Below are 13,966 nucleotides of genomic sequence, written 5' to 3'. Positions count from 1 at the left end.
CGCACATGGCTAGTCAGTTTGCACTCAAGACGTTTTTCCTGACGCTCGCAGGAGCGATGGCCCTGAGCTTGCAGCCGGTGATCGCTGCTACCGCCGACGATCTTGGCAAAAGCCTGACACCGTTCGGCGCCGAAGCATCCGGCAACGCCGACGGCAGTATCCCTGCCTGGACTGGAGGCATGACTACGGTCGATCCCTCCTACAAACCCGGAGGCAAACGTGGCGATCCATTTGCCTCGGAAAAGCCGCTGTTTAGTATTACCGCGAAGAACATGGCCCAGTACGAAGGCAAGATTAGCGATGGCACCAAAGAGATGCTTAAGCGCTACCCAGACACCTATCGCCTGGATATCTACCCGACGCACCGTACGGCGGCCGCACCTCAGTGGGTGTACGACAATACGGCAAAGAATGCCCGGAACGCCAAGCTGGTCGAGAGCAGTGCGGGCCTGATTCCTGAGGGCGCTTATGGGGGTATTCCGTTCCCGGTACCGAAAAACGGCAGCGAGGCGATGTGGAACCACCTCCTGAACTGGCGTGGTACACCGCTGGCCATGGATTTCCGGCATTACCTGGTCACTGCCGAGGGTACGCCAGTCATGACTACGGACGGCAAGGCCATCCAAGAGATGCCCTATTACTACCCGGAAGGTTCGGCAGACAAGTTCGATGGCGATTATTGGTTGTTCCGATTGACCAACGTGGGGCCAGCCCTACGTGCGGGCGAGCAAATCATGGGACGCACCAACCTGAACGGCGATAAAAGCCAGGCTCACGTCTATCTGGCGGGTCAGAGACGTGTGCGCAAGCTGCCCAACGCCTGCTGCGACACGCCGACTCCGGCCACCGCTGGCGTCATGTCCTTCGATGAGTTGAATGTATTCCAAGGTCGCATGGACCGCTTCAACTGGAAGTTGGTGGGCAAGCAGGAAATGTACATCCCCTACAACACCAACAAAGTGCAAACCGCGAGCAACCCAGAAGATGTGCTGGGCAAGCACCATATGAACCCGGATTACGTGCGCTGGGAGTTGCATCGCGTGTGGGTCGTCGAGGCAGAGCTTGCCCCTGGCAAGCGCCATCAGTTGCCGAAAGGGCGCTACTACCTCGACGAGGACACTTGGCAGGCCATTCTGGGTGATCGCTGGGATGCCAACGGCCGACTGTCGAAGAGTCTCTGGTCGCTGCCAGCTGTCATGCCGGACATCCCTGCAGTGGCTCAACTTTCCTCAGGTTTCTACGACCTGACCTCCAACACCTGGTTCATCCAGAACCTCTATGCGGGCAAGGCACAGCAGTACGCGATCGTCGATCGCTATAAGTCCTCCGAGTTTTCGCCAGCAGCGATGGCCGGCCGAGGCGTGCGCTAGAGCCTGATCGGGAGGGCCATGAGTCCTCCCTGTTCGATGCAGTTCGAGGTGAATGATGAGCAGATCGAGATGGACAAGCGGCTTTCTTTTAACCCTTGCCTTGCCCTTTTCGTTAGCCACCCAAGCTCAGCCGCTGGCTGTGGCTGGCGTGCTACAGAGTCCAGCGATGCGGACAGTGAATGCAACACATGCCGTTTTCAGCAGTGTCGTGCGTGCCGAGGATCGGCTGGTTGCCGTGGGCGAGCGGGGGTTGATCCTGTTGTCAGATGACAATGGCCTGACGTGGCGTCAGGCCAGCGTGCCGGTTTCCGTAGGTTTGACGGCCGTGCAGTTCGTTGATGCCCAACATGGCTGGGCGGTAGGCCATGGCGGTGTGGTGTTGTTCAGTGAAGATGGCGGGGAGAGCTGGCAGGTGCAGTTGGAAGGGCACCACGCTGCCGAGTTGGAATTGCTTGCCGCACAGCAGGCGGTAGGCGTAACAGCGGATGTCGATGCGGCTCAGGCACGTGTCGAAACGGCGCAGCGGCTAATGGATGAGGGCGCGGACAAACCGCTACTGAACCTGCACTTTACCGATCAACAGCACGGCCTGGTCGTCGGCGCCTATGGTATGGCGCTGCGTACTGCCGATGGTGGAAGGACTTGGCAGTCGGTTGTCGGCCAGATCGACAACCCGACAGGTTTGCATCTGTATGCGGTAGCTCAACAAGGCCGTGACTGGTACTTGGCCGGTGAGCAGGGTTTCCTGGCCCGCTCCAGCGATGATGGTCGGCACTTCGAGCAACTGCCAAGCCCCTATGAGGGCACATTTTTTACGCTGGTGCCGAGACAGGACGGCTCGCTGTTGCTTGGCGGTCTGAAAGGCAATGTTTTCCTCATCCGCAGCGCTGGCAGGGTAATCGAACCGCTGGAAGTGCCAACACCGGTGTCATTCAGCGACGGCACGCGCCTTGATGATGGCCGAGTGCTGCTAGCCAACCAAGTGGGTGCCGTGTTCGTTTTGGGGGCTACCAGCCACCGTCTGCAGCAGCTGATCCCACCCCAAGGGCGTCCTCTTGCCGGGCTGGCCCAGGCCGCGGACGGCAGTCTGGTCGCTGCTGGGTTTACCGGTCTGTCTCAGCTGTCTTCATCTGCTGCGAAGGTTTCGGAGTGATTTCATGACTTTCAATACGTCTGCCAGCCAGCAAGCCTTCGACCCGCGTTCCGGTTCGTTGATTGAGCGAGCCTTGTTCAATCACCGGCACTGGGTACTGCTGGTCTGCCTGGTGAGCACGCTGCTGCTGGGCTGGCAATCGAGCCGCCTTGAGCTCAACGCTAGCTTCGAAAAAATGATTCCCACCGGGCACCCCTACATCGTCAACTATCTGGAGAACCAGAAGGAGTTGTCTGGCCTCGGTAACGCGCTGCGTATTGCTGTCGCCAATAAAAAAGGCGATATCTACGACGCCGACTACATGAAGACCTTGCAGGCGCTGAGCGATCAGATCTACCTGCTTCCTGGCGTTGACCGTGCTTTCATGAAGTCGTTGTGGACTCCCGCCACACGCTGGGTATCGGTGACCGAGGAGGGCCTGGACGGGGGGCCGGTGATCCCTGATCAATACGACGGCGGGCCTGATTCGCTGGCAGAACTGCGACGCAACGTGCAACTGTCCAACGAGATTGGCCAGTTGGTATCGTTCGATCAGCACTCCAGCATTATCTACGTCCCTCTGTTGGCGAGCACTGCCGACGGTCAGCCGCTGAATTATGCACAACTATCTTCCCAGATCGAGGAACTGCGCAGCCGCTTTCAGAGCGACAGCATTGCCATTCACGTGACCGGGTTCGCCAAGAAGGTCGGCGACTTGATTGCAGGTCTGGAGCAAATTCTGCTGTTCTTCGCCGCCGCGATCCTGATCACCACGGTTGTGCTCTACAGCTATACCCGCTGCGTACGAAGCACACTGCTGGTGGTCATCTGCTCACTGGTGGCGGTGGTCTGGCAGCTTGGCCTGCTGCCCTTGCTGGGGTACGAGCTGGATCCGTACTCGGTGTTGGTGCCGTTCCTGGTGTTCGCGATTGGAATGAGCCATGGCGCGCAGAAGATGAACGGCATCATGCAGGACATCGGGCGTGGCATGCATCGTTTGGTGGCGGCACGTTTCACGTTCCGACGGCTGTTTCTGGCCGGTCTTACTGCGCTCCTATGCGATGCCGTGGGCTTCGCTGTGCTGATGATTATCAAGATCCAGGTCATTCAGGATCTCGCCATCATCGCCAGCTTGGGCGTCGCAGTGCTGATCTTCACCAACCTGATCCTCTTGCCGGTGCTGCTCTCCTATGTGGGGGTGAGCCCGAAGGCCGCGCAACTCAGCCTCAAGAGCGAGCGAGCCGAGCAGTGTGGTCAGGCACGGCACGCCTTCTGGCGCTTTCTCGATCTGTTCACCCGTCGTCCTTGGGCCGGCCTGTGCGTGGCAGTGAGCCTTGCCTTGGCGGTGCTGGGCTTCATGGTCAGCCTACACCTGAGCGTTGGCGATCTGGACCCAGGGGCGCCGGAACTGCGAGCCGATTCGCGTTATAACCAGGATGATGCTTTTCTCACCCGACACTACGGCGCAAGTAGCGACTTGTTCGCGGTGATGGTCCATACACCGGCGGGCGCCTGTGCGCGTTACGACATCCTGCGCAAGGTCGACCAGTTGGACTGGCAGTTGCGCAGCCTGCAAGGCGTGGATTCGACCAATTCGCTGGCGTTACTCAATCGTCGCATGCTGGTCGGCCTGTCCGAAGGCAGTCCGAAGTGGTACGAGCTGCAAAACAACCAGGCGACGCTGAACATGATCACCGCCAGCGCACCTCGAGGGCTCTACAACGAGGCGTGCAACCTGCTGACCCTGTATGTTTACCTCACCGACCACAAGGCCGAGACGCTGACTCGTCTGGTGGATCATGTCGAAGCCTTTGCTGCTGCCAACGACACTGAAGAAGTGCAGTTTATGCTTGCGGCTGGCAACGCGGGTATCGAAGCGGCCACCAATATTGTCGTGAAACAGGCCAACCGAGAGATGCTGTTCTGGGTCTACGGTGCGGTGATTCTGCTGTGCCTGATCACCTTCCGCTCCTGGCGCGCCACACTGTGCGCGGTGATCCCGCTGATGCTCACCTCGATTCTTTGCGAGGCGCTGATGGTCTGGCTAGGGATTGGCGTGAAGGTCGCAACGCTGCCGGTCATCGCCTTGGGCGTGGGCATCGGCGTGGACTACGCGCTGTATGTCATGAGCATCATGCTCGGCCATTTGCGCGAGGGGGCAAGCCTTTCGCAGGCCTATTACCGTGCGCTGCTCTCGACCGGCAAGGTGGTCATGCTGACCGGCGTCACCCTGGCCATTGGTGTGGGTACATGGGCGTTCTCTCCGATCAAGTTCCAGGCCGACATGGGCATTCTCCTGGCGTTCATGTTCGTCTGGAACATGGTCGGTGCGCTGCTGTTGCTCCCGGCCCTGGCCTATTTCCTTCTTCCTGTCGGCAAGCGCCATGCCCCGTTGGTCGAGCATGCGGCCGATCATGAGGTACATGCCCAACCTGCAGATGCTGTCATGCCTGCGCCACGCGTAGCCCATGGCTGAACTCGACTTTCCAAAACAACAATAGGCATCGCCAATGAAACGACTGACCTTGCTGCTCAATAGCCTCCATGAGGGGCTCATCATTTACGGAGCCATGTTCTGGGGCATCCTGCCGTATGAGGTGAGCCATGAGCACTGATCGCCAAGCGGGGCTCGCGCAATCCGCGCTGCTGCTGTTCGGTAGCTGTCTGCCGGTATTGGGGGCGGTATTGATCGCGCCGATCCTGCCGCGTATGCAGGAGCATTTCGCCGACACGCCGAGCGTCGCGATTCTGACGCCCATCGCGTTGACCATTCCGGCGCTAGTGATCGCATTGCTGGCCCCTTTTGCCGGAATGATTGCTGACCGTCTGGGGCGAAAACCCCTGCTGCTTGGTTCGCTCATGCTGTACACGCTTTGCGGTCTGTTGCCTTTGTGGCTGGAGTCGCTGCCGGCGATTGTCGCCAGCCGGGCCGGACTTGGCTTGGCGGAGGCCGGAATCATGACCTGCTGTACCGCGCTGATGGGCGACTATTACCAAGGCTCTCGACGTGAACGGCTGTTCGCGTTGCAGATGGTCGCCACCTCGCTTTCGGCAGCGGTGTTCATCGCGTTGGGCGGTGCCTTGGGGCAGAACGATTGGCGCTTGCCATTCATGCTCTATGCCGCCGGGGTGCTTCTACTGCCGATCATGGCCCGGTGTCTCTGGGAACCAAGCCCCTTGGAGGCGAGCTCACATCAGGCAGCGCCCGAGAGGTTTCCATGGAATGCGCTGTTGCCGCTCTATGCGTTGACCATCCTGGCCGGCATCAGCCTGTTCATCGTTCCGGTACAGGCGGGGTATCTGCTTACCCTCTTGCAGGTGGACGCCCCGCAGCAGATTGGCATGACCATGGGCGCGAACCAGCTTGGCGTGCTGATCGGTGCACTGCTTTTCCGGCTGCTGACAGGCCTGCGTCGGCAGACCGTGATGCTGCTGGCATTCGCCACCGCCGGGCTGGGCGGTTTGCTGATGGCGAAGGCGGGTAGCCATGGGTGGGTCATTGTCGCCGTGCTGGTCAACGGGCTCGGAGTTGGCCTGATGTTACCGGCCCTGATCACCTGGGTAATGAGCAAGGTCAGCTTTGCCCAGCGCGGCCGTGCAGCGGGCGGCTTCACGGCGGCACTGTTCGCCGGGGAGTTCCTCAGCCCATTGGTGGTGATTGCCTTCACAGGCGGCCAGCTTGCCGCCTTGCCAACAGTGCTGGTCTGGATCGCCATCATGCAATTCGTGCTGGCGCTGGTCTGCCTTGTTTTGCATCGCGTATTCCGCGCCTTGGCCGAACCGGCCGCTGCGCTTGCCTGACCCGTAGAGGTTGTCCATGACCTATCTGCCCGACTCCACGACGCTTGACCAACTGTTTTTGACGGCCCGCTCGCATAACCAGTGGCAAGATTGCCCGGTGCCTACCGATCTGCTACATCGGCTGTACGAGCTGCTGCGGCAGGGACCGACCAGCAACAACTGTTGCCCGGCGCGCTTTGTATTCCTGGCCAGCACCGAGGCCAAGCACAAGCTGTTGCCAGCGCTCAAGGGGCACAACGGCGAGAAGGTGCTGCATGCACCCGTGACGGTCATCGTCGCTTGGGACAGCCGCTTCTTTGAGCACCTACCCGAGCTGTTTCCGCTTTATGACGCTGCGGCTGTTTATCGCGATGACCCCCAGTCGACCTTCGTTGCGGCCCTTCGAAACAGTAGCTTGCAGGGTGCCTACCTGATGCTTGCCGCCCGGGCACTGGGCCTGGATTGCGCGCCGATGTCCGGCTTCGATGCCGACCGGGTAGACGCCACATTTTTCCCGGACGGACGCTGGCGCAGCAATTTCCTTTGCAGCCTGGGTTATGGCGATGCAGAGGGCTTGCGCCCGGCTGGGCCGCGGCTGCCCTTCAAGCAAGTTTGTCAGGTGCTGTGAATTCACGGCTTAGGAGTCTTCGTATGCAAACACTTCCTGCATTCCGGCGCATCGTCACGGGCCATGACGGCAACGGCCGCGCTGTTGTCGCCATGGCGGGTGAAACGCCCAATAACTTCCCGCTCAAGGCCGTGCCCGGCACGGTGTTCTACGAGGTATGGAGGAGCCACGACAGCCCAGCATCTCTGGATAATTCTGGCGATCCCACGAATAGACCTTTGCAGCTCGGTCCCGCTGCATCAGGCAGTGTCATCCGGGTGGTCGACATTCCACCGGACAGCCTGCAGAACCAGGTTAGCGCCGAGGAGGCTGCCGCCGCGTTCGCCGAGATCGGTCAAGCGCAGGCCGGCACCGGCAAGCCAGACTCGAAGCATAAGCTGATGCACCGCACCGAGACCTTGGACTACGGCATTGTCACCGAAGGCGAGGTCTGGCTGGTGCTCGACGGTGTGGATGTTCACCTCAAGCGCGGCGACATCGTGGTGCAGCGCGGTACCAATCATGCGTGGAGTAACCGTACCGAGCAGATGGCGCGCATGGTCTTCATCCTGCTCGATGGCCGCTATGCCGATGAATTAAGGGAGCTGGTCGAATGAAATTGGCAACGTTGAATGACGGCACTCGTGATGGCCGTCTGCTGTTGGTCTCGCGCGATTTGACGCGCGCTGTGAGTGCCGCCGATCTTGCGCCGACTCTGCAGGCCGCTATCGACCATTGGTCGAGTGTGGAGCACGCGCTGCAATGTCGCTATGACGCACTGAACCGCGGCAACTTGAAGGGCGCGTTCGATTTCGACGCAGGACAAGTGATGGCACCGCTACCGCGCGCCTGGCAATGGCTGGATGGGTCGTGCTTTCTCAGCCACAGCGAGCTGATGCAACGTGCGTTCAACCTTGACCCTATCGAAGGGGTAGCGCACACGCCGCTGATGTACCAAGGTGCGGGCGATGACTTTCTAGGTCCGCGTCAGGACATCTCCCTGCCCAGCGAGGCCCATGGTATCGACTTCGAGGGTGAATTCGCCGTTCTGGTCGACGCGGTACCGATGGGGTGCACGGCCGAGCAGGCGCGTCAGCACATCCGATTGCTGCTGCAGGTCAATGACGTCAGCCTGCGCGCACTGGCGCCGCGTGAAATGCGCACTGGCTTTGGCTTCGTCCAAGCCAAGTCGTCCTCCAGCTTTGCGCCGGTGGCGGTGAGCCCCGACGAGCTGGGTGCGAGCTGGCGCGATGCGCGCGTGCACCTACCGTTGCAGGTCGAATGGAATGGTGAGTGGTTTGGGCATCCGCATGGCGGCGACATGCATTTCGGCTTCGATCAGTTGATTGCCCATGCGGCGCTGACTCGACGGCTGAGTGCCGGCACGCTGATTGGTTCAGGTACGGTCTCTAACCGTGACCGCGGCGTCGGCTCGGCCTGCATTTCCGAGCGACGGGCCATCGAGATGATTGAGCAGGGTGCACCACGCACAGGTTTCATGCGTTTTGGTGATCGCATCCGCATGGAAGCACGCTGTGCCGACGGCAGCGCGTTGTTCGGTGCCTTGGACCAGCGTGTGGTGCAGGAGGTAACCCCATGCGAGTGATGATCACCGGTGCCAACGGATTCGTCGGGCGCGAGCTCTCACTGCGCCTGCTGGCCGATGGCGTGCTTTGCGGCCAGCCTGTAGAGGCTTTGCTGCTGCTGGACCAAAGCCTGGACGGCTTTCCCGAGGACAAGCGCATCCGCCGATATTGCGGCAGTGTGGCCGATACCGCGTTGGTGCGGCGCGCGCTCGCTGACGGTGTCGATGTCGTGTTCCACTTGGTCAGCGTGCCGGGCGGTGCTGCCGAGGCGAATTACGAGCAGGGCTACGAAGTTAACTTGAGGGCCAGCCTGGAATTGCTGCATCAGTTGCGTAATGCAGACCGTGCGCCCCGTCTGGTTTACGCCAGTAGCATCGCGGTATACGGCAGCAATCTTGCTTTGCGCATGGACGAGGCATCAGCCTGTCTGCCGCAGTCGTCGTACGCCACCCACAAACTCATCGTCGAATCTCAGCTCGTCGACCTGGCTCGGCGTGGTGAGGTGGATGGAGTTGCGCTGCGCTTGCCCGGTATCGTCGCCCGTGCGCGTCAGTCGCGGGGGCTGAAGTCGGCCTTCATGAGCGATCTGCTGCAGGCGTTTGCGGCAGGCGAACACTATGTGTGCCCAGTTTCAGCGCAAGCCACGGCCTGGTGGATGTCGGTTCGTTGTTGTGTGGACAACTTAGTGCACGCCGCTGAATTGCGAGGCGAACTGGCGAGCCGGGTTATTCAGTTGCCCGTGTTACAGCTATCGATCGAGCAGGTGCTGGACGCGCTGTCGATCTGGTTTGGCGAAGAGCCACGCAGCCTGCTCAGCTTCGCTCCGGAGCCTGAACTGGAGGCACGCTTCGGCTGTTATCCGCCGCTGCGCACACCGCAGGCCAAGGCCCTCGGTTTCCACCACGACGGGTCCGCAGCCGCGCTGCTGCGCAATGCCCTGAATCTGCCCGCGACGCCACGAGCGCGTCGTCCCGTCCCGTCTCTTGCAGGAGCACCATCATGAGCCAGAAGAAGCGTCGCCTGGTCGATTTGTCCGTCACACTCGACAACAACCCCTACACCGACCCGCCGCCCTTGCTGCCGAAGATCGTTTACATGGATCACCAGCAGGGCTGGCCAGAGATGGCGGCGATGTTTCCAGGCTTGCGCAAGGAGCAAATGCCGGGCGATGAATCTTGGACCGCCGAGCGGCTGGACATCACCACTCACAGTGGCACGCACATGGATGCGCCTTGGCACTATGCGTCGACCACAAATGGCGGTCAGCCGGCATTCGGTATCGATGAGCTGCCGCTGGAGTGGTGCTTGCAACCAGGCGTCAAACTGGACTTCCGTCATCTCCCTGATGGGCATGTGGTGAGCGCGTCCCAGGTCGAGGCTGAGCTGGACCGCATCGGGCATCATCTTCAACCGCTGGACATCGTGCTGGTCAACACCCGCGCAGGCAGCCTGTTCGGTCAGCCAGGGTACCTGGAGGCCGGTGTCGGTATGGGGCGCGAAGCCACGCTGTACTTGTTGGAACGCGGGGTACGGGTGGTCGGGACCGACGCCTGGAGCTGGGATGCCCCGTTCAAATATACACGGCAGCGTTTCGACGAAACGGGCGATGCCTCGTTGATCTGGGAGGGTCACAAGGCCGGGCGGGATATCGGCTACGGCCAGATGGAAAAGCTCGCCAATTTGCACAGCTTGCCGGCCAACGGTTTCCAGGTTTCGTGTTTCCCCTACAAGATCAAGCATGCCTCAGCGGGCTTTGTGCGCGCCGTGGCTATCTTCGAAGAATAAAAAGGAGTTTGCCGTGCGCCTTTCTGCCTTACTGACCGTCGCGATTTGCCTGGCAAGTGCCAGCGTAGTGGCAGCCGACCGGCCCAATATTCTGCTGATCGTCGCGGACGATCTCGGTTACTCCGACCTGGGTGCATTTGGTGGCGAGATCGAAACGCCCAATCTTGATCGCATGGCCGTCAATGGCCTGCAACTGACCAGCATGTACGCGGCGCCGACCTGTTCGCCGACCCGAGCCATGCTGATGTCCGGTACAGATAACCATTTGGCAGGCCTGGGTACCATGGGCGAGGCCATCCAGCCCTTCCAGCGAGGCAAGCCGGGTTACGAGGGCTATCTCAATCAACAGGCACACTCCATCGCGCAGCTGCTGCGTGATGGTGGTTATCGCACTAGCATGGTGGGCAAATGGCACTTGGGGCTGGCGCCCGAACAAGGGCCTGATAGACGTGGTTTCGAGCAGTCGTTCACGCTGCTTGAGGGCGGTGGCGTGCACTTCAAGCCCACTCCCGGATCCAAAGCGAAGATCGAGCAGATTACCTACCGTGAAAACGGCCAGCCGGTGGAGCTGCCGGAAGATTTCTATTCCACCGATTTCTATACCGATAAGCTGATCAGCTACCTCAGAGCGGGTGAGGGTAGCGACAAGCCGTTCTTTGCTTATGCCGCCTTCACCTCGCCGCATTGGCCTTTGCAGGCGCCTGAGCCTTACCTCGATAAATACCGCAGTCGCTATGACGGCGGCTACGACGAAGTGCGGGCGGCGCGTGTTGCGCGGATGAAAGAGAAGGGTTTGATGCCGGCTGATTTCCAGGCGGCGGCACCACTGCCGGTAACTGCGCAATTACCAGGTTGGAAAGAGCTGAATGCGCAGCAGCGGCAGGTCGAGGCCCGCAAGATGGAGATTTACGCTGCCATGGTGGACAACCTTGATCACAACATAGGTCGGTTGCTCGACTATCTGCGCGAGAGCGGACAGCTGGACAACACCTTGATCGTGTTCATGTCTGATAACGGCGCCGCAGGGGAGCGCCATGAGGTGTTCTACCCTGCAGGCCCAGACACCGACAACAGCCTGGAAAACATAGGGCGTCGCGGCTCGCAGATCGACTATGGGCTGCGTTGGGCGGAGGTCAGCGCGACGCCGATGCGTCTGTTCAAGGGTACCACTGCCGAGGGCGGCATCAGCGTTCCTGCCATCGTCCAGCTTCCTGTCAGCCTGCGGCGCCAAGGTTTGGAGCGCAGCGTGGCGCGCGTCGATGATCTGGCGCCGACCTTTCTCGCCCTGGCATCTTTGCCTGATCCAGGTGATACCTATCACGGCCAGGCCAAGCATCCCATCACGGGTCGCTCAATGCTGCCGATGCTTCAGGGCAAAGCGCGTCATGACGGAGTCATGGCGGGCGAGTTGTTCGGCAGCCGCTACTACCGGGAAGGCGATTTGAAGTTGCTGGGCCTGGTCCCGTGGGCGAAGCCGGGCGAGGCACCCCAGCCTCTGCGTTGGCAGCTTTTCGACCTGTCCCGCGACCGTGGCGAGCAGCACGACCTGGCAGATAGCCAGCCGCAGACCATGGAGCGGCTCAAACAGGCCTGGCAGGCTTATGCGCGTCAAGTAGGCGTGGTTGCCCCACCCCAAGCCGCCAAACCATGAAGCGTTGGTGGATCAGCGGTTTTATTCTGGCGGGCGTTGTGTTGGCGGTGGCCGTGGTATGGCCTCGTCCTGCACCGGTGCTGGGCAGTCGCACCACATGCGAGGCTTATGACGGTTTGCCCAACGGCTGGGAAAGCGAACCACTGGCCGGCATGATCCGTATAAGTGGGGGGCGTTTCACACCAGGCAATGAAAGGGGGTATCCGGATGAGCGCCCTTTGGGAGCCGTGGATGTTGGCGACTTCTGGATTGATCGTACCGAGGTGACTCGTGCGCAGTTCGGTGCCTTCGTGGCCGCCACAGGCTATGTCACCGAAGCTGAGCGAGCGGGTGTGGCCGCCGTATTCAGCCCGCCACGGGACGGCGCCCAAGACATTACCCCTTTGAACTGGTGGAGGCTGGTCAGGGGCGCTGACTGGCGCCACCCTGAGGGCCCCGATGCTGCCCCTGCCGCCCTGGATGGGCGGCCTGTCACCTTAGTGACCCTGGCTGATGCCCAGGCCTATGCAAACTGGCGTGGCAACCGGTTGCCAAGTGAGGCCGAGTGGGAGTACGCGGCGCGTGCAGGCGGCCCTTCCCAGCGCTTGGGCGAGCTGCCGCTGGATGAAGATGGGAAGCCCGCTGCCAACTATTGGCAGGGCGCATTTCCGCTGATTGATATTGGCGAAGACGGGTACGCCGGCCTGGCCCCGGTTGGCTGTTTCGCGGCTAACGCCTTTGGTTTGTTCGACATGATCGGCAATGTCTGGGAGTGGACCACCGATAAACAGTGGAGCCCCTTGATGGGCCATGCCAATGGCGACCCCGGGCAGTTGCGAGCAGTCTCAGGCCGATCATCGTCCAGGGTTATCAAAGGGGGGTCATATCTGTGCTCGGGCAACTACTGTGCTCGCTACCGCGCGGCTGCCAGGGAACGCCAGGAAGCTGACTTGGCGACGTCGCATGTCGGTTTTCGGACCATTCGCCCTATCTTGCCCTGATGCATGACCCACGTGGAGTTGTGGCGATAGGTGTGGGACGCATCGAGGCCCCGGCCTCTGTGCTAACTGATTCAAAGTGAACCCGACCGGGTTTCTGTATGCATTGCTCGTACGTCTGGGCGTATAGGAGAATTGGAATATGCGTTTGATTGCATGCTTGTGCAGCGCTTTGTTATTACTGAGCTATGGTTCGGCGAAGGCCGATGAACAGCAACGCGCTCGGCAGTTGCTCCAGCGCGCGGTGGAATACTACCGCGTGCAGGGCGATATCGCTTTTGCTGCATTCAGCCGCCAAGGCGAGTTCATCGATAATGAGCATTATGTGTTCGTGGTCGATACCAACGGTACGCTCTTGGCGAGCGGCGGGACGTCGGCCACCTGGATTGGTCGGGATGTGACCCAGGCCTTCGAGCCAGAGGTTCGCGCAGGATTTCGCAAGGCACTGTCTGGTGACGAGGGGCAAGTGCTATCGGCAGAATACCGCTGGATGAACGCGCAAGACGGCAGAGTTGAACGCAAGCGGGTTTTCTTCCAGCGCGTGGGCGATCGGGTACTGGCCGTTGGCATGTACCTACCGCGCGCAACGGCTGACCAGGCCAAGGCGTTTCTGAATCGCGCAGTCGAAGCTATCGAGCTCGAGCCCGAAGCCACCCTGCAGGCTATCAACAACCTGTCCGCGCGTTTCAATGAGGATGACCTGTATCTCTTCATCATCGATCTGCGCAATGGTCGCTACGTGGCTCATGGCTACAACCGCAGGTTGCTGGGTGTCGAGTTCACCACCATCAAGGATCCCGAGGGCAAGCCGGTCGGCGCGCCCATTCTCGAGATGATGAAGAGTCGATCTGAAGGGGGGTACGGCTACCGCTGGCGTAACCCGGTGACCGGCAAGGTGGAAGACAAATATGCGCTACTGCGTAAAACCGGTCATCTGCTCGTCGCGACGGGCTACTACCTGGGCTCCCAGTAAGCAAATGCCGTTGTGGGGCTGTACTCGGGCAACTTCATGTAATCGGGAAATCAAGCCGTTACTTCATCAGTAGCTTCGACGCGCAAACGTAAAGGCCATCAGCGA

The 13,966-nt window shown here is 60.6% G+C and carries 12 protein-coding genes; all 12 read left to right on the top strand.

What is annotated here, in order from left to right:
• Positions 1–5 precede the first annotated feature (5 nt).
• The 12 genes from K4A76_RS17260 to K4A76_RS17205 all read left to right on the top strand — a co-directional run bounded on the left by K4A76_RS17260 (position 6) and on the right by K4A76_RS17205 (position 13,861).
• On the top strand, positions 6–1,370 hold the full coding sequence (locus K4A76_RS17260; RefSeq protein ID WP_274410785.1) for a DUF1329 domain-containing protein: 1,365 nt from the start codon (positions 6–8) through the stop codon (positions 1,368–1,370).
• A gap of 55 nt (positions 1,371–1,425) precedes the next feature.
• On the top strand, positions 1,426–2,523 hold the full coding sequence (locus K4A76_RS17255) for a WD40/YVTN/BNR-like repeat-containing protein (RefSeq protein WP_274412307.1): 1,098 nt from the start codon (positions 1,426–1,428) through the stop codon (positions 2,521–2,523).
• A 4-nt stretch (positions 2,524–2,527) separates the two neighbouring features.
• On the top strand, positions 2,528–4,978 hold the full coding sequence (locus tag K4A76_RS17250) for an efflux RND transporter permease subunit (protein WP_274412306.1): 2,451 nt from the start codon (positions 2,528–2,530) through the stop codon (positions 4,976–4,978).
• 128 nt (positions 4,979–5,106) lie between these two features.
• Entirely contained in the window at positions 5,107–6,303 is a 1,197-nt protein-coding gene (locus K4A76_RS17245) for an MFS transporter (RefSeq protein ID WP_274410784.1), read from the top strand.
• Positions 6,304–6,319: 16 nt separating this feature from the next.
• A complete protein-coding gene (locus K4A76_RS17240; protein ID WP_274410783.1) occupies positions 6,320–6,910 on the top strand; it encodes a malonic semialdehyde reductase in 591 nt (196 codons plus the stop codon).
• 23 nt (positions 6,911–6,933) lie between these two features.
• Positions 6,934–7,506, top strand: a complete 573-nt coding sequence (locus K4A76_RS17235; protein ID WP_274410782.1) for a cupin domain-containing protein — start codon at positions 6,934–6,936, stop codon at positions 7,504–7,506.
• Positions 7,503–8,495 carry a fumarylacetoacetate hydrolase family protein gene (locus tag K4A76_RS17230; RefSeq protein ID WP_274410781.1) on the top strand — a complete coding sequence of 331 codons (993 nt, stop codon included), beginning with the start codon at positions 7,503–7,505 and terminating at the stop codon, positions 8,493–8,495. The genes K4A76_RS17235 and K4A76_RS17230 overlap by 4 nt, the downstream gene beginning before the upstream one ends.
• Positions 8,486–9,478, top strand: a complete 993-nt coding sequence (locus tag K4A76_RS17225) for an NAD-dependent epimerase/dehydratase family protein (protein ID WP_274410780.1) — start codon at positions 8,486–8,488, stop codon at positions 9,476–9,478. Before K4A76_RS17230 ends, K4A76_RS17225 begins: the two co-directional genes overlap by 10 nt.
• Positions 9,475–10,260, top strand: coding sequence for a cyclase family protein (locus tag K4A76_RS17220; protein WP_274410779.1), 786 nt, complete (start codon positions 9,475–9,477; stop codon positions 10,258–10,260). The genes K4A76_RS17225 and K4A76_RS17220 overlap by 4 nt, the downstream gene beginning before the upstream one ends.
• Before the next feature lie 13 nt (positions 10,261–10,273).
• On the top strand, positions 10,274–11,911 hold the full coding sequence (locus tag K4A76_RS17215; protein WP_274410778.1) for an arylsulfatase: 1,638 nt from the start codon (positions 10,274–10,276) through the stop codon (positions 11,909–11,911).
• Positions 11,908–12,891, top strand: a complete 984-nt coding sequence (locus tag K4A76_RS17210; RefSeq protein WP_274410777.1) for an SUMF1/EgtB/PvdO family nonheme iron enzyme — start codon at positions 11,908–11,910, stop codon at positions 12,889–12,891. Before K4A76_RS17215 ends, K4A76_RS17210 begins: the two co-directional genes overlap by 4 nt.
• Before the next feature lie 139 nt (positions 12,892–13,030).
• Positions 13,031–13,861 carry a cache domain-containing protein gene (locus K4A76_RS17205; RefSeq protein WP_274410776.1) on the top strand — a complete coding sequence of 277 codons (831 nt, stop codon included), beginning with the start codon at positions 13,031–13,033 and terminating at the stop codon, positions 13,859–13,861.
• Positions 13,862–13,966: the final 105 nt, after the last annotated feature.

The organism is Pseudomonas sp. NEEL19, assembly GCF_028751975.1.
Taxonomy (GTDB): Bacteria; Pseudomonadota; Gammaproteobacteria; order Pseudomonadales; family Pseudomonadaceae; genus Aquipseudomonas; species Aquipseudomonas juntendi.
This window is presented reverse-complemented; position numbering and strand designations above follow the sequence as displayed.